The sequence below is a fragment of the uncultured Sulfitobacter sp. genome (assembly GCF_947500075.1).
Classification (GTDB): domain Bacteria; phylum Pseudomonadota; class Alphaproteobacteria; order Rhodobacterales; family Rhodobacteraceae; genus Sulfitobacter.
In genome coordinates, this window is sequence record NZ_CANMQS010000001.1 from 540276 (window position 1) to 558796 (window position 18521).

At 59.9% G+C, this 18521-nt stretch carries 18 protein-coding genes; 10 read left to right on the forward strand and 8 right to left on the reverse strand.

Annotated elements, in window-relative coordinates:
* Nucleotides 1-194: 194 nt before the first annotated feature.
* From Q1A91_RS02675 to Q1A91_RS02705, 7 genes are all read right to left on the reverse strand, one after another.
* Nucleotides 195-347: a hypothetical protein gene (locus Q1A91_RS02675; RefSeq protein ID WP_299872440.1), complete on the reverse strand. Its 153-nt coding sequence runs from the start codon at nucleotides 345-347 to the stop codon at nucleotides 195-197.
* Between the two features lie 186 nt (nucleotides 348-533).
* The gene (locus Q1A91_RS02680) at nucleotides 534-830 is read right to left on the reverse strand and encodes a 50S ribosomal protein L23 (protein ID WP_299872443.1); all 297 of its coding nucleotides are present in this window, start codon (nucleotides 828-830) and stop codon (nucleotides 534-536) included.
* On the reverse strand, nucleotides 827-1444 hold the full coding sequence (gene rplD, locus Q1A91_RS02685; protein WP_299872445.1) for a 50S ribosomal protein L4: 618 nt from the start codon (nucleotides 1442-1444) through the stop codon (nucleotides 827-829). Before rplD ends, Q1A91_RS02680 begins: the two co-directional genes overlap by 4 nt.
* A complete protein-coding gene (gene rplC / locus Q1A91_RS02690) occupies nucleotides 1441-2316 on the reverse strand; it encodes a 50S ribosomal protein L3 (RefSeq protein WP_299872447.1) in 876 nt (291 codons plus the stop codon). The genes rplD and rplC overlap by 4 nt, the downstream gene beginning before the upstream one ends.
* 19 nt (nucleotides 2317-2335) lie before the next feature.
* Nucleotides 2336-2656, reverse strand: coding sequence for a 30S ribosomal protein S10 (gene rpsJ / locus Q1A91_RS02695; RefSeq protein ID WP_169639408.1), 321 nt, complete (start codon nucleotides 2654-2656; stop codon nucleotides 2336-2338).
* Between the two features lie 248 nt (nucleotides 2657-2904).
* Entirely contained in the window at nucleotides 2905-4362 is a 1458-nt protein-coding gene (locus Q1A91_RS02700; protein ID WP_299872452.1) for a M81 family metallopeptidase, read from the reverse strand.
* Complete coding sequence (locus Q1A91_RS02705; protein ID WP_299872454.1) at nucleotides 4359-5978, reverse strand: amidohydrolase; 1620 nt, start codon at nucleotides 5976-5978, stop codon at nucleotides 4359-4361. Before Q1A91_RS02705 ends, Q1A91_RS02700 begins: the two co-directional genes overlap by 4 nt.
* Before the next feature lie 155 nt (nucleotides 5979-6133).
* Here Q1A91_RS02705 and Q1A91_RS02710 point away from each other — a divergent pair, with 155 nt between their 5' ends.
* The 10 genes from Q1A91_RS02710 (at nucleotide 6134) to Q1A91_RS02755 (ending at nucleotide 17535) form a co-directional block, all read left to right on the forward strand.
* Nucleotides 6134-7720 (forward strand): ABC transporter substrate-binding protein, encoded by a 1587-nt coding sequence (locus Q1A91_RS02710; protein ID WP_299872457.1) that lies wholly within the window; start codon nucleotides 6134-6136, stop codon nucleotides 7718-7720.
* 77 nt (nucleotides 7721-7797) lie between these two features.
* The gene (locus Q1A91_RS02715; protein ID WP_299872460.1) at nucleotides 7798-8742 is read left to right on the forward strand and encodes an ABC transporter permease; all 945 of its coding nucleotides are present in this window, start codon (nucleotides 7798-7800) and stop codon (nucleotides 8740-8742) included.
* Nucleotides 8742-9632: an ABC transporter permease gene (locus tag Q1A91_RS02720; RefSeq protein ID WP_299872463.1), complete on the forward strand. Its 891-nt coding sequence runs from the start codon at nucleotides 8742-8744 to the stop codon at nucleotides 9630-9632. Before Q1A91_RS02715 ends, Q1A91_RS02720 begins: the two co-directional genes overlap by 1 nt.
* A complete protein-coding gene (locus Q1A91_RS02725) occupies nucleotides 9632-11224 on the forward strand; it encodes an ABC transporter ATP-binding protein (RefSeq protein ID WP_299872466.1) in 1593 nt (530 codons plus the stop codon). Before Q1A91_RS02720 ends, Q1A91_RS02725 begins: the two co-directional genes overlap by 1 nt.
* The gene (locus Q1A91_RS02730) at nucleotides 11211-11423 is read left to right on the forward strand and encodes a hypothetical protein (protein ID WP_299872469.1); all 213 of its coding nucleotides are present in this window, start codon (nucleotides 11211-11213) and stop codon (nucleotides 11421-11423) included. The genes Q1A91_RS02725 and Q1A91_RS02730 overlap by 14 nt, the downstream gene beginning before the upstream one ends.
* A complete protein-coding gene (locus Q1A91_RS02735; protein WP_299872472.1) occupies nucleotides 11381-12130 on the forward strand; it encodes an Asp/Glu racemase in 750 nt (249 codons plus the stop codon). The genes Q1A91_RS02730 and Q1A91_RS02735 overlap by 43 nt, the downstream gene beginning before the upstream one ends.
* A gap of 158 nt (nucleotides 12131-12288) precedes the next feature.
* Complete coding sequence (locus Q1A91_RS02740; RefSeq protein WP_299872475.1) at nucleotides 12289-13386, forward strand: ABC transporter ATP-binding protein; 1098 nt, start codon at nucleotides 12289-12291, stop codon at nucleotides 13384-13386.
* 91 nt (nucleotides 13387-13477) lie between these two features.
* Nucleotides 13478-14584: an extracellular solute-binding protein gene (locus tag Q1A91_RS02745; RefSeq protein WP_299872478.1), complete on the forward strand. Its 1107-nt coding sequence runs from the start codon at nucleotides 13478-13480 to the stop codon at nucleotides 14582-14584.
* A gap of 116 nt (nucleotides 14585-14700) precedes the next feature.
* Nucleotides 14701-16353 carry an ABC transporter permease gene (locus Q1A91_RS02750; protein WP_299872480.1) on the forward strand — a complete coding sequence of 551 codons (1653 nt, stop codon included), beginning with the start codon at nucleotides 14701-14703 and terminating at the stop codon, nucleotides 16351-16353.
* A 3-nt stretch (nucleotides 16354-16356) separates the two neighbouring features.
* Complete coding sequence (locus Q1A91_RS02755) at nucleotides 16357-17535, forward strand: ABC transporter permease (protein ID WP_299872483.1); 1179 nt, start codon at nucleotides 16357-16359, stop codon at nucleotides 17533-17535.
* A gap of 112 nt (nucleotides 17536-17647) precedes the next feature.
* On the opposite strand, the gene Q1A91_RS02760 is transcribed toward Q1A91_RS02755, so the two are convergent.
* Nucleotides 17648-18520 (reverse strand): MurR/RpiR family transcriptional regulator, encoded by an 873-nt coding sequence (locus Q1A91_RS02760; RefSeq protein ID WP_299872486.1) that lies wholly within the window; start codon nucleotides 18518-18520, stop codon nucleotides 17648-17650.
* Between the last annotated feature and the right edge of the window lies 1 nt (nucleotide 18521).

Sequence of the window (18521 nt, forward strand, 5' to 3'; positions counted from 1 at the left end):
TCCAGACGGTGATTTTCCAACAGGTGATCTAGGCCAATTGACTTGGTCGCTTCATGGGAGCAACGTTGGAGCCCGGAATAAGCTGGATTTTCGCGCACGAAAGGTAACATCGGCAAGCGGGAAGGTTAAGCGTCTGCTTCTTGCAGATTGCACTCGCACTCCAGCCGACTAGTCAGAAACTGACTAGATTTAACTCAACCGTTCTTGTCCTTGATGTTGGGAACCAACTGAACGCAAAATCCATCCTCCCGCAAAATCACAACCTGCTCCCCTTGCAGCGCTAACTTTAGCAGTCGTTCAAAGTCCGCCTCCGCTTCCTCCACAGTCACCTCAATCCGCTCCGCCATTCCCAACCTCCAAGACCCTAATCACACCAAAGACGGGTTTTACTCCCGGCTATTTCTTACACATCCCCTCCACAGGGCATAGAAGTTGCTCGGAACGCCCCAATATTTCGATCCCCAAACGAAAAGGCCCCCGCGTTTACGGGGGCCTCTGTTATCTGTACGCGTGGGTTGCACCCACCCTACGGGTTACAGGCCCGTGGAGACGTCAATCGTGTTACCCTCTTCCAAGGTCACATAAGCCTTCTTGACGTCCTTCCGCTTGCCCAACTGGCCACGGAAGCGTTTGACTTTGCCTTTGGTGATCGTCGTGTTCACCGCCTTCACCTTCACACCAAAGAGGGCTTCAACCGCTTCCTTGATCTGGGGTTTGTTGCTGTCGATGGCCACTTCGAACACAACCGCGTTGGCTTCAGAAGCCATGGTTGCTTTCTCGGTGATGATCGGCTTGCGGATCACGTCGTAGTGTTCGTGCTTGGCGCTCATTTCAAACGGGCCTCCAATGCTTCGACACCTGCTTTGGTGATCACCAGAGTGTCACGCTTGAGGATGTCATATACGTTTGCGCCCATCGATGGCAGGATATCCAGGCCTTCGATGTTGCGGGCGGCCTGGGCGAAGTTTTCGTTCACGCTTGCCCCGTCGATGACCAGCGCACGTTTCCACCCCAGGGAGGAGACCTGCTTGGCCAGTGCGGCGGTTTTGCCTTCGGAAGCGGCCTCGTCAATAATGACCAACTGACCGGCTTTCGCCTTGGCGGACAGCGCATGCTTGAGACCCAGCTTGCGGAACTTCTTGGTCAGCTCGTGACCGTGGCTGCGCGGGGTTGGACCCTTGTAGATGCCGCCCCCCCGGAAGATCGGCGCATTGCGGGAGCCGTGGCGTGCGCCGCCGGTGCCCTTCTGGCGATAGATCTTCTTGGTGGAATAGCTGGTTTCAGACCGGGTCTTGACCTTGTGCGTGCCTTGCTGGGCGTTGTTACGCTGCCAGCGCACGACGCGGTGCAGGATGTCGGCGCGTGGCTCAAGACCGAACAGAGCCTCGTCCAGGTCTACCGATCCGGCTTTGCCGCCGTCGAGTTTGATGACATCGAGTTTCATGCGTCACCTTCTTTCTTGTCTTCAGCAGCGTCGCCCGCATCATCGGACTTCTCCGCTTCGATTTCGGCTTCGGCTGCTTTCAGCGCTTCGGCTTCGGCGGCGGCCTGCTCTTCTGCAAGGCGTGCGGCTTCTGCTTCGGCTTCGGCGGCGGCTGCTGCGGCTGCTTCTTCGGCGGCTTTTTCAGCTTCCCTGGCAGCGGAGGCCAGAGCAGCGGGCAGGATCGCATTCTCAGGGAACGGCTTTTTCACCGCGTCCTTGACGGTGACCCAACCGCCTTTGGAGCCGGGAACAGCGCCTTTGACCATGATCAGGCCACGGCCCACGTCGGTTTTGACGACCTGAAGGTTCTGCGTGGTGACACGGGCAGCGCCCATGTGACCGGCCATTTTCTTGCCTTTGAAAACCTTGCCGGGATCCTGACACTGACCGGTGGAGCCGTGCGAACGGTGAGAGATCGAGACACCGTGTGTGGCGCGCAGACCGCCGAAGTTGTGGCGCTTCATCGCACCGGCAAAACCTTTACCGATGGAGGTGCCTGCAACATCAACAAACTGACCCTCGAAATAGTGGGCCGCGATGATCTCTTCGCCCACGGGCAGCATCGCATCCGCGTCAACGCGGAATTCTGCGACCTTGCGCTTGGGTTCCACCGAGGCTGCGGAGAAGTGGCCGCGCATGGCTTTGGAGGTCCGCTTGGCTTTCGCCGTGCCTGCACCAAGCTGAACGGCGGTGTAGCCGTCCTTCTCGGGCGTGCGCTGTGCGACGACCTGAAGATTGTCGAGTTGAAGAACGGTCACAGGGATCTGTTTGCCGTCTTCCATGAACAGGCGGGTCATCCCCACCTTTTTTGCAATAACGCCTGAGCGCAACATATCAATTACCCTCCGACTATTATGACTGCAGCTTGATCTCGACGTCCACACCAGCGGCGAGGTCGAGCTTCATCAGCGCGTCCACGGTCTGGGGGGTCGGATCAACGATATCCAGCAGACGCTTGTGCGTGCGGATTTCGAACTGGTCACGGGATTTCTTGTCAACGTGGGGACCACGCAGAACGGTGAATTTTTCGATTTTGTTGGGCAGCGGGATCGGACCCCGGACAGAAGCGCCTGTGCGCTTGGCTGTATTGACGATTTCCTGAGTGGAGGCGTCAAGCACCCGGTAATCAAACGCCTTGAGGCGAATGCGGATGTTCTGGCTTTGAGCGGCCATGTGCATATCCCTTTAGATTAGGGCTTCAAACGGATTGGAAGGCCGTGCTCATCACGGGCTTCGTCGCGTCGGTATTTTAAGGTTCAGGGGCATGTGCCGGGCTGAACTCGTGTGCCTTTAGAGGGAAGCGTCTGGGTTGGCAAGGGATTCTTTTGTGGAGGCGTTGCTGGATGGGCTGACGCCCATACGAGAGGCGCTGCCTCTCGTGCTCTCCGGGATATTTAGGGAGAAAAGATGGGGGAGTGGGGTCAGGTGGTTTTGCCGCTGTTGCCCAAGCGGATGCCTTTGCGGATTTTGGTGTAGGGGAGGGTTTCGAGGTGGCAGGGGTTGGCGCCGGGGCTTTCGGCAAAGAGGATGCGGTTGGTGATGCGCAGGTAGTCGGCCATGAAATGCACACCGGATTTCACGCAGACGATGGCGTGGTCTTTGGGTTCGATGCCGACGACGCGGAACATTTCCTGGTCGGCGTTCTGGCCGCGGCGGCTGCCGACGACGACGGTGACGCCGGTGTTGAGGATGTGCAGGCGCGCGACGGGGCCGAGGTGGGCGGTGGCGCCGCCGAACATCGGGCCGGTGAAGTCGAAGATGCCGTCGGAGAGGGCTTCGACTTTGACGCGGACGTCGAGGGGTTTTGAGTATTGGTTGAAGGCACCGCCGATAGAGACGTCTATTTCAGCCCCCTGCCCCGCGGCGTGGGCCGCGGCAGCGGTTTTGGGGTCATAGAGCATGGAGAGCACGGCGTCGGGAACATCGTTTTCGATGAGCGCGCGCAGCACACCCGTGGTGTCGCCCGTGCCGCCCGCGCCGGGGTTGTCCTGAGGATCAGCGATGACGACGGGGGCTTGCAGCGTCATGGCGCGGGCAACGCAAGGCACCGTTTTTTCGAGCCGGGCGTCGAATTGGGTTTCCGCGGCGAGGATGGATGCGGCGATGTGGTCGACGGTTGCTTGCGCTTTGGCCGGGTCGGGGTCATAGGCGAAGATCGTGGGGCCAACGTCGGGGATGTCGGCGGGGGGGAAGCCCATGGCGATGTCAGTAGAGGTGACATTGAGGGTGTCGAGGGCGGCGTATATGGATTTCGCGGGTTCGAACTCCGTCGATTGGGCGGTGATGGGCAGGAGGAGGTCGACCTGTTTGTAGGCCTTCGCGAGAGGGCCTTGCAGCAGGCGATCCAGCAGATGCGCGGCGCGTGCGCCGGTGTCGGCCAGATCGGTGTGGGGGTAGGTGCGGTAGAGGGTGACGCCGTCCGTGAGGTCAGAGACCGGTTTGGAGAGGTTGCCGTGCAGATCGAAGCTGACCACGAAAGGCACGTTGGGGCCGATGACCTTGCGCACGCGGGCGATGATTTCAGCTTCGGCGTCGTCATGGGCGCGGGTGACCATCGCGCCATGCAGGTCGAGGTAGACGGCATCGGGATTGCTGTCCGTGATGGCCTGAAGGATGTCGCCGACAATGGTCTCGAACGCCTCTTCTTCCACGTAGCCGCCCGGTTCGGCACCGCACCACAGGATCGGGATCATCTCGTGCTCGCAGGCGGCCATGAAACCCGAAAGAGGGATATTGAGGCCACGCATGGTCTCGTGAAGCGCCGCGCCACGGGTTAGGGCGGGCCATGAGCCGCCGGTCTGGAAGGTTTCCAGCGTGGTTGGGAAGGGGGCGAAGGTGTTGGTTTCATGCTGGAAGCCAGCGACAGCGACGCGGGTCATTGGGTGACTTCTCCGCCAAGGACAGTCGCCACGACGTCGATATCGCGCAGCGCCATGGGATCGACGGCAAGCGGGTCTTCGGCCAGCACGCAGAAATCGGCATGTTTGCCGGTCTGGATCGAGCCGACCTCGTGATCGAGTTTCAGCACATGCGCCGCCCCAAGTGTGATGCAATGCAGCGCTTGCGGCACGGTGATCTGTTGAGAGGTGCCCAGCACCCTGCCCGTCTCCGTCACCCGGTTCACAACCGCCCAGGCTGTCACCAGCGGGGCCATCGGAGTGACCGGCGCATCGGAATGGATGGCAAATTCATTGTCGAAGATCTCAACCGCGTCGCGACAGGCATTCATGCGCGATGCGCGGTCGGGACCGACGGTCCTGGTCCAGTGGATGTCACCAAAGTAATGGATGTGGTTGCCGAAGATGTTGCAGGTCAGGCCCAGCGCTTTCATGCGTTTGAACTGGTCGCGGCCCGCGAGTTGCACATGTTCCAGCGTGTGACGCAGGTCAGGGTTGGGGTACTTCAGCATGACCTCTTCGTAGACTTCGATCGTCATTTCGGAGGCCGCGTCGCCGTTGGTATGGATATGGGTCTTCACGCCGGCCTTGTGCAGCGCCTCCACCGCACGGCGGAAGTGATCAAGGTCCATGTTCCAGATGCCGTTGTCTTCTCCGGTCATGTAGCCGGGCGCTTTCAGCTTGGCGGTGAAGCCCTGAATGGCCCCATCGGTGAACAGCTTTGCACGTCCAAGCGACAGTTTGTCGGTGGAGCGCGCGCGCAGGGCGACGGCGCGGGCGGCTTCGGCTTCGGGGTCGCCGACCATGGCGTTCATGATGGGCACATAACGGGCCGGAAACGCCGGGTCATGCACGACCCGTTCGATCATGCCGACCTCCTCCTCCGGCAGGTCCGACAGCAGTTCCGCCACCGTGGTCACCCCGCAAAGCCGCGCGACCTGACCGTAGGCGCGCAGGCTGGCTTCGTTGGCCATGTTCAGGAAATTACATCCACTTGCATTTATCATCGGCGTCATCGCCGCAAATTCCTGCAGCTCACCGTTGGGGGTGCCGTCGGGGCCTTTCATCACCCCTTCGATGTTTGTGCCTGCATCGAAACCGGCCATTGCCAGCGCGGCAGAATTGGTCGTCATCAGATGGAAATTCGAGTGCAGCACAACCACCGGATGGTCGGTGGAGACCTGATCAAGATGCGCCTTGTCGAACCGGCGACCTTGCAGGAAATTCGGGTCCAGCCCCCAGCCGATGACCGGCTCACCCTTGGGTGTTTCAGCAGCGACCTGCGCCAGCCGGGCGATGATTGCGTCGTAGTCGCCAACCCCCTCCCACAGGCGGCCCTTGGGGTCTTTTCTGGCGTAATGTCCACAGTATGTATGGTCCCAGATGCCCCCGGCGGAAACATGGGCGTGCGCTTCGATCAAGCCGGGGAGAATCACGTGGGCCGCAAAGCGGTCATCCAGCGTCGCCTCCCCCCAGCCGTCCGCGCAATCAGGGCCACCCACCGCCAGCACACGGCCGTCACGCACAGCGATATGCGTGGCCTCGGGCCGGTTTGGGTCCATCGTTATAACCTTTGCAGCGCTGTATACAGTGATCATTCGGGAGGGTCCTTCGGCCTGGTGCCGCACAAAAAGGCGGTTCGTTCTGAGAAAGCAAAAATCGTTTGCACGCGATTGACAAGCTGTATCCAGCCGTGCCTGATTACCCATGCGTAAACCAAATAAGTGAAAACGCAACAATAGGGAGAATACATATGCTTGGATGGATCAAGCGCCGGAGCCTGCTTGCAGCAGTGCTGGCGGTCCCGCTCGCGATGGGGGCAATGCCCACGGTCGCACAGGCGGAAACAACACTGCGGGTCATTCCGCATGCGGACCTCAAGAACCTCGATCCGATCTGGACCACCGCGTATATCACGCGGAACCATGGTTACATGATCTATGACACGTTGTTCGCGATGGACGAAGACTTCAAACCACAGCCACAGATGGTCGACACATGGTCCACTTCAGATGACGGCCTTGTCTGGACGTTTGTGCTGCGCGACGGGCTGAAGTTCCATGACGGCGCGCCGGTCACGGCGACGGACGTGGTTGCCTCGCTTGAGCGTTGGGGCAAGCGCGACGGGATGGGCCAGCAGTTGATGGCCAACACCGCCAGCCTTGAAGCCCAGGACGACAAGACCGTGGTTCTGACACTTGCCAACGAATATGGCCTTGTGCTTGAATCAATTGGTAAAATCTCTTCCAACGTGCCGTTCATCATGCCAGCGCGCGTCGCGGCAACGGACCCGTTTGAGCAGATCACCGACTTCACCGGTTCCGGTCCTTTCGTCTTTGAAGCGGATCAGTGGGTGCCCGGCAGCAAGGTGGTCTACACCAAATTCGCCGACTATGTGCCACGTGAAGAGCCCGTCTCTGCCGCATCAGGTGGCAAGATTGCAAAGGTGGACAAGGTCGAATGGACCTATTTCCCTGACCAGACAACAGCGATGAACGCGCTGATGGCGGGTGAGATCGACTTCTTCGAGGCACCTGCCAACGATCTGGCACCGCTGCTGGACGCCAACCCCGACATCACGGTCGAGGTCAACGATCCGCTGGGCAACGTGGGCTTTGCCCGCTTCAACCACCTGCTGCCGCCCTTCGACAACGCAGAGGTCCGCCGTGCAGCGCTGATGGCGATGAAGCAGGAAGACTACATGGCCGGTGCCGTGGGTGATCCTGCCTTCTGGAAAACCTGCCATTCGGTGTTCCCATGCGGCACGCCGCTGGACAACGATGTGGGTTCCGACGTGATGTCCACGGGCGATATCGACAAGGCCAAAGAGGCGCTCGCCGCTTCCGGCTATGATGGCACACCCGTCGTTATCATGCAGCCAACGGACATTCCGATCCTCTCCGCGTTCTCGCTGATCACAGCGGAAAAGCTGCGTGACACGGGTTTCGAGGTTGAAGTGCAGGCGATGGACTGGTCCACGCTGACCTCCCGTCGGGCGCTGCGTGATCCTGTCGCTGATGGCGGCTGGAACATGTTCCACACATGGTGGATCGGTGCGGACGTGATTGACCCAATGGCGATTGCCTTCTCCGGCAACCCAGAAGCGGGTTGGTTCGGCTGGGCGGAAGACGCTGAATTGGAAACAGCGCGGACGGCCTTTGCCGTTGCCGGTTCTGCCGATGAGAAAGCCGAGATCGGCGCCAAGGTGCAAGAGCGCCTCTGGGCGATCGGTGCTTCCGGTCACCTGGGCCAGTTCTTTACCCCTGTTGCCTACCGCAACAATGTGAAGGGCCTGATCAAGTCTCCGGTGCAGTTCTTCTGGAACATCGGTCTGGAGTAATATGACCTACGTGCGGCGCGGGTCCTGACCCGCGCCGCACTTGCTGTGTTTTTTTCACAATCCGTTCGGGGGAATTCATGACGCGCTACATCACCATGCGTGTGCTTTCGACCATACCAGTCATGATATTGGTAGCGCTTTTTGTATTCCTGATGCTGCGGCTCGCGCCCGGCGATCCGGCATCGGTCATCGCGGGGGATTATGCCACCGCCGAAGATGTTGAACGCATCCGCGAACAGCTTGGCCTTTCAGATCCCATTGTCGTGCAGTTTGTCCGCTGGGTCGGATCGCTTGCACAGGGCAATCTGGGGGTGTCGATCTTTTCCGGCAAACCCGTGACCGAGCTGATCGGTCAGCGGCTTGAGCCCACATTGCTTCTGGCATTGACCACGATCACCTTTGCCGTGGCGGTTGCCGTGCCACTGGGCACGTTGGCGGCATTCCGGTCGGGTTCACTGATCGACCGTTTTGTGATGCTGTTCTCCGTCAGCGGCTTTTCGATACCCGCCTTCGTGATGGGCTATATTCTGATCTACGTTTTCGCGATGCAGCTACAGATCTTACCCGTCCAAGGCTACAAATCCCCCTTTACCGAAGGGATAGGGCCGTTCTTTTACCATATCACCCTGCCCTCGCTCACCTTGAGTGTGATCTTCATCGCGCTGATTGCGCGGATGACGCGGGCCTCGGTGATTGAGGTTCTGGAAGAGGATTACATCCGCACAGCCCGCGCCAAGGGCCAGTCGGAGTTCAAGATCCTCATGCGCCACGGGCTGCGCAACGCCGCTGTGCCGGTGGTCACGGTGATCGGCATCGGCATCGCATTGCTCTTGGGCGGCGTGGTTGTGACCGAGAGCGTGTTCAACATCCCCGGCCTGGGGCGGCTGGTGCTGGATGCGGTGCTGGCGCGGGATTACCCGATCATTCAGGGGCTGATCCTGTTCTTCAGCTTCATCTACATCTTCATCAATCTGCTGATTGACCTCAGCTATACGCTGCTTGACCCAAGGATCCGGTACTGATGAGCGATCAAGCCACACTCCCGACCGAACCGACGGCCGCCGCAGAAGCCGCCAAGGACATCAGCCTTGCCCGAATTGCCTTGCGCAATCGCGGCGTTTTCTGGGGCGGCGCAATCCTGATCCTGATCGCCCTATTCGCGGTCTTCGGGCCGTTCTTCACGCTCGACCCGATGGAGCTGAACCCGACCAACCGGTTGAAACCACCGGGTGGGGCGGGGACCTTCGGCACTGACATGCTGGGGCGTGACGTCTATTCACGGGTCGTCAGTGGTGCGCGTGTGTCGCTGATTGTGGGGCTGGTCGTGGCGGTTGTCGCCGTGGCTGTTGGCCTGTTTCTGGGGCTGATTGCGGGCTACATCCGGCTGGCGGATGCGCTGATCATGCGGTTGATGGATGGTCTGATGTCGATCCCCGCAATCCTGCTGGCCATCGCGTTGATCGCACTGTCGGGTGCGACGTTGGGCACGGTGGTGCTGGCCATCGTGATCCCTGAAATACCGCGTGTGGTGCGGCTTGTCCGCTCGGTCGTGCTGACCGTGCGGGAGGAGCCTTATGTGGAGGCGGCCATTTCCGCGGGCACCCGCGTGCCGACCATTCTGGTCCGCCACGTGCTGCCCAACACCATCGCGCCGCTGATCGTGCAGGCCACGTATATCTGCGGCTCAGCCATGCTGACGGAATCCATTCTGGGCTTTCTGGGCGCGGGCATCCCGCCCGAAATCCCATCCTGGGGTAACATCATGTCCGAGGGGCGCACGTTCTTTCAGCTGACCCCCTGGATCATCTTCTTCCCCGGCATCTGTCTGGCGGTGACCGTGCTGGCGGTGAACGTTGTGGGTGACGGGTTGCGCGATACCCTGGATCCCCGCATTGCAAGGAACATGCGCTGATGAGCATTCTCGAGGTAGACAATCTGACCGTCAAACTGCCTGACGGTGCAGACCGCCCCTTTGCCATCGAAGGCGTGACCCTGCATGTCGACAAGGGTGAAATCCTGTGCGTCGTGGGCGAAAGCGGATCAGGTAAATCCGTGACCGCGTTTTCCGTGATGGGCCTTGCGGACAAGCGCGCACTGACGCCGGTGTCTGGCGCGATCAGGCTGGATGGTGAGGACATTCTCAACGCGACAGACGCACGCCTGCGCAAGCTGCGGGGCGAGAAGATGGGCATGATCTTTCAGGAACCCATGACCGCGCTCAACCCCGTTCTGCGCGTGGGCGACCAGATCTCGGAGATGTTGGAAATCCACACCAACATGTCCCAGTCGCAGCGCAAGGAACGTGTGATTGCCGCGATGAACGACGTCAGCCTGCCCGATCCTGAAAAGATGTACCGCTCCTATCCGCACCAGTTGTCCGGCGGGCAGCGCCAGCGGATCATGATCGCCATGGCCCTCACGCTGGAACCACAATTGCTGATCGCGGATGAGCCGACAACGGCGCTCGACGTGACCACGCAGGCGCAGATTCTGGCGCTGATCAAGGACATTCAGAAACGCAAGGGCATGGGGGTGATGTTCATCACCCATGATTTCGGCGTGGTGGCAGAGATCGCGGACCGCGTCGCGGTGATGAAATACGGGCAAATCGTGGAACAGGGCACCGTGGACGAAGTGCTGCACGCGCCCAAGGATGACTACACCAAAATGCTGATCGCGGCGGTGCCGTCGATGACGCCACCCAAACGCGAACCCGCAACCGGCGACAAGGCGCTCAGCACCGATGATCTGGTCAAGGTCTATGGCACACCCGGATTGCTGGGCACAGGCCGCGTGGTGAAGGCCGTGCAGGAAGTGGACCTGACCGTGCGGCGCGGCGAAACGCTGGGCATTGTGGGCGAAAGCGGATCGGGCAAATCGACCGTCGCGCGCTGTATCATGCGGCTGATTGATCCCACCTCCGGCGAAGTGTTGATCAACGGGGAAAACATCGCGACCCTCAAAGAAGGCCAGCTGCGCCCTCACAGGCGCGACATCCAGATCGTCTTTCAGGACCCGTACCGGTCCCTCAATCCCAGACGGACTGTGGGACAAAGTATCGTGGAAGGCCCGATGAACTACGGGATCAGCGCGGCCCAAGCCCATGAGCGGGCAGCAGAACTGATGCGCGTTGTTGGTTTGTCGCCCGATGCGCTGGATCGTTTCCCGCACCAGTTCTCCGGCGGGCAACGACAGCGGATTTGCATCGCCCGTGCGTTGGCGATGGAGCCGATGATCCTGATCGCGGATGAGGCCGTATCGGCTTTGGATGTGTCGGTACAGGCGCAGGTGCTGGATCTGTTGGATGACGTGCGTCAGAAGTTTGATCTGGCGATGCTGTTCATCACCCACGACCTGCGGGTCGCGGCGCAGATTTGCGACCGTATTCTGGTGATGAACAAAGGCGAAGTGGTAGAGACCGGACCCACAGCAGACGTCTACGCAAACCCACAACATGAATATACGCGCGCATTGCTCAAGGCGGCTCCCGGTGCCGCGCTTTGATCTGACAGCTCAATTTGGCTCTGACCGTGCGACATACACCCAGCGGCTGGCGCAGCGCCAGACGGCGTTGGTCCTGACGCTTGGGCCTGGTATTGCGACGGATCGAGGCATCATGCTGCATGAAGAGAATATTGCGATACACGAAAGCAGTGCGGCGTGCCTTTCCCCCCGTCCCGGACCGGAGATGGCCTGTCTGTGACCCCCCTGCCCTATACCCTTGACGCGGATGATCCCGAGACCCCACCCTTGGGGCTGATTGTCCTGCAAGCGGATGAAACGCTGGAAGGGGACATGCGCACGACGCTGCGCGATGATCCAACTCCGCTTTATGTCACCCGCATTCCAAGCGCACCGACCGTGACGACTGAGACGCTTGGTGCGATGTCCACCGCGCTGGAGGCAGCGGCACGCCTGCTGCCATCAAGCAGACCCTACCGGGTCATTGGGTACGGGTGCACCTCTGCCAGTGCGGTCATCGGCTCGGACAAGGTTGAGCGGATTGTGCAGAACGCGGCAGAGGTCGCACATGTCACGAACCCCCTGCGCGCAGCCATTGCCTGCGCCGCGCATCATGGCATTTCGAACCTCGCGCTGATTTCCCCCTACATCGCAGAGGTGAACGTGCCGCTGCGCGCGGCCTTTGCCGAGGCCGGTCTGAGCACGGATGTCTTCGGCACTTTCGGCGAGGCGGAAGAAGCAAAGGTGGCGCGCATCGATGCGGCATCGCTGATCACATCTGCGCTGAAGCTGGGCGCGGACACGGCGGTGGAGGGCGTTTTCCTGAGCTGCACGAACCTGCGCACCCTTGGCGTGATTCCCCATCTCTCTGCGCAATTAGGCAAACCTGTCCTGTCCAGCAATCAGGCATTAGCCTGGCATATGCAGCAGTTGAACCGGCAGCCCTGACGAACTGATAGCGCAAACTGGCCTGAAGCCCCGCAAGAATCTGGTTGCAGTCAGGTCGAAGCTTGTTACCAATACGATAGGTCAATTGCCTATTGACCTGACTTTAAGTGCGACGGCGGGATCAACGCGCCGCGAAAGGACACAGGGAAGGAGACGCTTTGGATAATGCGTCAGACGAAGCGTTCGTTGCATTCGAACGTGTTCAGAAATCCTATGACGGCGAAAATCTGGTCGTGAAAGACCTCAATCTGTCTTTGCCGAAAGGTGAATTTCTGACGATGCTTGGACCTTCCGGTTCCGGCAAAACCACCTGCCTGATGATGCTGGCAGGGTTCGAGACAGCAACCCACGGCGACATTCTGTTGGACGGCAAATCCATCAACAACATCCCACCGCACAAGCGCGGGATTGGCATGGTGTTTCAGAACTACGCCCTGTTCCCGCATATGACTGTTGCGGAAAACCTGTCCTTCCCACTGGAAGTGCGCGGCATGGGCAAGTCGGAACGGGAAGAGAAAGTGAAGCGCGCGCTGGATATGGTCCAGATGGGCGACTTTGGTGGACGCCGCCCCGCGCAATTGTCCGGCGGCCAGCAGCAGCGGATCGCATTGAGCCGCGCTTTGGTGTTCGAACCTGAGCTTGTTTTGATGGATGAACCACTGGGCGCGCTGGACAAACAGCTGCGCGAGACCCTGCAATTCGAGATTACCAATCTGGCGCATGAACTGGGCATCACCACCGTTTATGTGACCCACGACCAGACCGAAGCCCTGACCATGTCGGACCGCGTGGCGGTATTCGACGATGGCCGCATTCAGCAACTGGCCCCGCCGGACAAGCTTTATGAAGAGCCGGAGAACAGCTTTGTCGCGCAGTTCATCGGCGAAAACAACACGTTGGAAGGTGTGATCAAGGAGATCAACAACGACGTGGCACTGGTTGAACTGGATGGCGGTGCCGTGATCGACGCCAAGCCCATCAATGTGACCACGGTCGGGGAACGCACCCGCGTTTCCATCCGGCCTGAGCGCGTGGAATACAACAAGGACCGCCTGAGCGCGGACGCCCATACGCTGAAAGCCGAAGTGCTGGAGTTCATCTACATGGGTGACATCTTCCGCACGCGTCTGCGCGTGGCGGGCAAGGATGATTTCGTCATCAAGACGCGCAACGCCCCCGATCAGACCCGCCTGAAACCCGGTGAACAGATCGAGATCGGGTGGTTGCCACAGGATTGCCGCGCGCTGGATGCCTGACGCATCCCCGCGCCCACACAACAAGCATGGCGGCCAAGCCCGTGCTGTCATGCTTCACGAGCCATACGGGCGTATAATGGGAGAGTAACCAATGAAACTAGCAAAGACGCTTATGGCATCAACCGCGCTGACAGTAGCAGCCGGTATGGTTGCCGCGGACGGCCACATGGCAAACGAAATGACCATTGTGAGCTGGGGCGGCGCTTATTCCAACAGCCAACAGCAAGCCTATCACAATCCATACATGGAGAAGACAGGGGTCACGATCATCAATGATGAGTCCTCTGCCGAGGCCGTGGCCAAGCTGCGCGCGATGAACGAAGCCGGTAATGTGACATGGGACGTGGTCGACGTCGTTGCAGCCGACGCCATCCGCCTGTGCGACGAAGGTCTGGCGATGGAAATCGACGCGGACGAGCAGCTGGCCGCCGCACCTGACGGTACACCTGCGTCCGAAGACTTCGGCGACCTGCTGGTCTCCGACTGCTTCATCCCGCAGATCGTCTATTCCACCACATTCGGCTATCGCACAGACATGGTTGGTGACACACCACCCACATCCGTCTGCGCGGTCTTCGACACCGAAGCCTATCCCGGCAAGCGCGCGCTGGAAAAGCGTCCGATCAACAACATGGAATGGGCGCTGCTGTGTGACGGCGTTGCAAAGGACGACGTCTATGACGTGCTGGAGACCGAAGAAGGTCAGCAGCAGGCGCTGGACAAGCTGGCCACCATCAAGGACGACGTAATCTGGTGGTCCGCCGGTGCGGACACACCACAGCTTCTGGCCGATGGCGAAGTCGTAATGGGGTCCACCTACAACGGTCGTCTGTTCTCTGTCATCGAAGAGCAGAAGCAGCCAGTTGCGATGCTCTGGGACGCGCAGGTGTTCGACCTTGATGGTTGGATCATCCCAACCGGTCTGTCTGACGAGCGTAAAGCACGCGCGCTGGACTACATCATGTTTGCCACAGACACACAGCGTCTGGCGGATCAGGCGAAGTACATCTCCTACGGTCCTGCACGTGCGTCCTCCGCACCGCTGGTCGGTCAGCACGCTGATCTGGGCATCGACATGGCGCCACATATGCCAACCGATCCAGAGAACGCCAAGAACACGTTCCTGTACAACTACGAGTTCTGGGCTGACTACCGCGACGACATCGACGCGAAATTCCAGGCGTGGCTGGCACAATAAGCCGCGTTTGACCTGAACCCTGCTCGGGGCTGTGGCATCTGCCATGGCCCCGGGCTTCCCAAGCCGCAGCCTGTATTCATCGCTGCGCCGCCCCTCACATGCGAAGTAGGCCAGACATGACATCCAGCACCGCACCCGATACCGCGAACGATGGGCCGATGCTGGCCGCAGATGGCCGCACGTTGAAATCCAGCCTGAACCGCGCCCTGCGCCGCAGCAAACTGCGTGCGCTGATGCTGATCGCGCCGCTGTTGATTTTCGTGCTGCTGACCTTCATCGCCCCGATTGCAGATATGCTGTTCCGCTCTGTCGAGAACCAGATCGTATCCGACACCCTGCCGCGCACCACACAAGCGCTGGCCGATTGGGATGCGGGAGGCGATGCCCTGCCCGAAGATTCCACCTACAGAGAGCTCTACCGCGATATTTTCCTCGCCAAGGAACGCAAACTGCACACCCGCCTCGGCTCCCGCCTGAACTATGAGTTGACAGGCGTGTCCTCTCTCTTCCGGAAATCCGGCCGCAAGGTTGAGGATATGGGAGAGGTCTATCAGGATCAGTTCGAGGACCTGGACGGTTTCTGGAAGCAGGGCGAGAACTGGAATGCCTTGATGGGCGATGCCGATTGGCTGGCGGCCCAGAACGCCTGGGATGACAAATCAGACACCGCGCAGCCGCAGTTCGTTGCCAGCGGTGCGGTCAGCACCCTGTTGCCGCTGACGGCAGAGATGTTCACCCTCTACGCCGACTTTGTGCAGAACGAGGATGAAGACAATCTGGCCAAGGAAGACCCTTGGGCGCTGATCTATTCCGCCCTGCATCAGGATCTGACAAGCGGTGCGGGTGTTGCCAGCTATGCAGGTCCCGGTGCTGCGGAACTGCAAGCTGCCGCCGCGGCTGCGGGTGATTTCGAGACCGTTGTGTTCCGCGAAGCCTTTGAGGATGTGGATGAGGATTGGGGATCGCTGGATGTCTGGCAAACGCTCAAGGTCTACAGCCCGAATTTCACGTCCGGCTACTTCCTGAACTCCATTGACATGCAAAAGACCATCGACGGGCCGGAGATGCGCGACGACAACGAGCAGATCTACCTCAAGCTCTTCATGCGCACGCTGTTCATGTCGCTGGTGATCACGGGCAGCTGTATCCTGCTGGGATATCCGGTGGGGTATATGCTTGCCAACCTGCCCGCCAAGACGGCGAACCTGCTGATGATCCTTGTGCTGCTGCCCTTCTGGACATCGCTGCTGGTGCGGACCTCAGCCTGGAAGGTGATGCTGCAACAACAGGGTGTGGTGAATGATACGCTGGTGTGGCTGGGCGTGGTGGCCGATGACAGCCGATTGGCGCTGATCAACAACCAGACGGGCACGATCATCGCGATGACGCATATCCTGCTGCCCTTTATGATCCTGCCACTCTATTCGGTGATGAAGACCATTCCACCGAGCTATACCCGTGCGGCGAAATCGCTGGGTGCGACGAACTGGACAGCGTTCTGGCGGGTGTACTTCCCGCAGTCGGTGCCGGGGATTGGCGCGGGGTCGATCCTCGTCTTCATCCTGTCGATTGGCTACTACATCACGCCTGAAATCGTTGGCGGCACGACGGGAACATTCATCTCCAACCGGATCGCGTATCACATCTCCAGCTCGCTGAACTGGGGTCTGGCGGCGGCACTTGGTGCCATCCTGCTGGCGGTTGTGTTGGGTCTTTATTGGGCCTACGACCGGATCGTCGGCATCGACAACGTCAAGTTGGGAGGCTGAACCATGGCCGCACTTACACCGATTTCCCGCACACCTGTTTCCTTCTATGTGCCCGTGGTTGCCGCAGCCGGTGCGGTTGCAGGCCTGTTTGTCGGAACGGCGCAGGGCAGCTCTCTGTTGGGTGTCGTGCTGGGCGCGTTGTTCATGGCCTTGATCGCCCTTGTCGCCACACAGGTGGTCAAGGCCGAAACGCCTTCGCGCTGGGGCATCGTGGTTCTGCTGGGCATTGCCGGATTCATCCTTGGCGGATTTGTTGCGGGCATCATTGGCGCGCTTTTTGGATGGTTCTTCGGCTGGTTCAGCTTTTGGCTTTACGAGGGGCGCTACCGCGCGAAAGTGGCCCCCTACCTCACCCCCGGCCAAGTGCTCTGGCATTTCACCTTCCGTGTCATCTGCGGCGCGATCCTGATCTTCCTGATCACCCCCATCCTTGTGGTCATGCCGCTGAGCTTCAATGCGGAAGATTTCTTTACCTTCACGCCGGAAATGCTGCGGTTTGATCCCGAAGGGTACTCCCTCAAACACTACCGCGATTTCTTCACCAACGCGGATTGGCAGCAGGCCCTCGCCAACTCGGTCAAGATTGCGCCTGTCGCAACCCTGCTGTCGGTCAGCTTCGGGACGCTCGCAGCCATCGGGCTGAGCCAGCCGCATGTGCCTTTCCGCCGTGCGATCATGGCGATCCTGATCTCCCCCATGATCGTGCCGCTGATCATCTCAGCCGCAGGCATGTATTTCTTTTACAGCCGCGTTGGTCTGCAAGGCACCTACATCGGCGTGGTCCTGGCCCACGCGGCCCTTGGTATTCCCTTCGTAATCATCACGGTGACGGCGACGCTTGTGGGCTTTGACAACTCGCTCACGCGGGCGGCTGCGAATATGGGTGCGGGGCCGGTGCGGACGTTCTTCAAGGTGCAGATGCCGCTCATTCTGCCCGGCGTGATCTCAGGCGGATTGTTCGCGTTCATCACTTCTTTTGACGAGGTGGTTGTGGTGTTGTTTGTCGGCTCAGCCGGGCAGAAGACCTTGCCCTGGCAGATGTTCACCGGCCTGCGCGAGCAGATCAGCCCGACCATTCTGGCGGTTGCGACGATCCTTGTGGTGGTGTCGATTGCCCTGTTGACGGTTGTGGAATTGCTGCGGCGTCGGTCAGAACGGTTGCGGGGCATGTCACCGGGCTGAGCCGGGGCGTTTTCCGGCGCGGAAAACGGTCAGAATTTGGCGCAAATTTCAACGTGTGATGCGGGCCAGTTGTCATCTTCTGACCGGATTCTGCGTCAAAATCCGCGCTCGGTCAGGTGAACTTGCGAAACAATCGGGTCTGATCGAACATCTCTTCGAGTTGTTCCATCCTGCCTCTCGTCTGCTCCCAATCGAGGTTCTGCACGGAGGAGATCATCGTCTCCGTCAGCAACAGCGTCGTGGCCGCCGAATCCCAAGCCGACGGCACCATGATCCGCGCTGACAGACAGATATCCGCCAAGGGATGCACAGGCGACCGCCACTGATCCGTAAACAGGATCAGCTTCGCCCCCTTCGCATGGGCCATCTCCGCCAGCTTGAGGGTGTTGTTTTCATACCGCCGGACGTCATAGATCACAAAGACATCCCCCTCCTGCACATCCAGCAGGTAATGCGGCCATGCGTTTGAGGTGGATTGAATATGCGTCAGGTTCGGGCGGATGACCTGCATGTGCAGGAACAGATATTCCGCCAGCGTATGCGTGATACGCCCGCCCACGATATAGAGATGCCGGTCTGCATCCCCAACGAGCGCACAGGCCGCATCGAACCCGGCGGGGTCGATCTGTCCCAGCGTATGGCGGATGTTGTCGATCACCGCATCCGTGAACCGGTTGAGCATATGCCCCTCCGGCGCGCCATCTGTCCATGTGTCGTGCCGGGCGATAGGGTTGCGCGCCTTGGCCTTCAACTCCTCGCGCAGGGCGCTCTGAAAATCGGGATAGCCTTTGAAACCCAGTTTCTGCACCATCCGCGCGACAGTCGGGACGGAGACGTTCGCCTCCTCCGCCAATGTCGCCAGCGGGCCAAGACCTGAGGCAGGGTAGTTCTCCAGAATGGACTGCGCCAACTGCCGTTCGGCGCGCGTCAGATCATCCAACTTTCCCTGAATGCGGTCGGAGATGGTCAGAGTTACCTCAGGCATA

Excerpts from the sequence above, each read along its gene's own strand:
- Q1A91_RS02710 (WP_299872457.1), top strand. The coding sequence starts at position 6,134 with ATGCTTGGATGGATCAAGCGCCGGAGCCTGCTTGCAGCAGTGCTGGCG.
- Q1A91_RS02705 (WP_299872454.1), bottom strand. The coding sequence starts at position 5,978 with ATGATCACTGTATACAGCGCTGCAAAGGTTATAACGATGGACCCAAAC.
- rplC (WP_299872447.1), bottom strand. The coding sequence starts at position 2,316 with ATGTTGCGCTCAGGCGTTATTGCAAAAAAGGTGGGGATGACCCGCCTG.
- Q1A91_RS02760 (WP_299872486.1), bottom strand. The coding sequence starts at position 18,520 with ATGCCTGAGGTAACTCTGACCATCTCCGACCGCATTCAGGGAAAGTTG.
- Q1A91_RS02675 (WP_299872440.1), bottom strand. The coding sequence starts at position 347 with ATGGCGGAGCGGATTGAGGTGACTGTGGAGGAAGCGGAGGCGGACTTT.
- Q1A91_RS02680 (WP_299872443.1), bottom strand. The coding sequence starts at position 830 with ATGAGCGCCAAGCACGAACACTACGACGTGATCCGCAAGCCGATCATC.
- Q1A91_RS02755 (WP_299872483.1), top strand. The coding sequence starts at position 16,357 with ATGGCCGCACTTACACCGATTTCCCGCACACCTGTTTCCTTCTATGTG.
- Q1A91_RS02725 (WP_299872466.1), top strand. The coding sequence starts at position 9,632 with ATGAGCATTCTCGAGGTAGACAATCTGACCGTCAAACTGCCTGACGGT.
- Q1A91_RS02700 (WP_299872452.1), bottom strand. The coding sequence starts at position 4,362 with ATGACCCGCGTCGCTGTCGCTGGCTTCCAGCATGAAACCAACACCTTC.
- Q1A91_RS02745 (WP_299872478.1), top strand. The coding sequence starts at position 13,478 with ATGAAACTAGCAAAGACGCTTATGGCATCAACCGCGCTGACAGTAGCA.
- rpsJ (WP_169639408.1), bottom strand. The coding sequence starts at position 2,656 with ATGGCCGCTCAAAGCCAGAACATCCGCATTCGCCTCAAGGCGTTTGAT.
- Q1A91_RS02750 (WP_299872480.1), top strand. The coding sequence starts at position 14,701 with ATGACATCCAGCACCGCACCCGATACCGCGAACGATGGGCCGATGCTG.
- rplD (WP_299872445.1), bottom strand. The coding sequence starts at position 1,444 with ATGAAACTCGATGTCATCAAACTCGACGGCGGCAAAGCCGGATCGGTA.
- Q1A91_RS02715 (WP_299872460.1), top strand. The coding sequence starts at position 7,798 with ATGACGCGCTACATCACCATGCGTGTGCTTTCGACCATACCAGTCATG.
- Q1A91_RS02720 (WP_299872463.1), top strand. The coding sequence starts at position 8,742 with ATGAGCGATCAAGCCACACTCCCGACCGAACCGACGGCCGCCGCAGAA.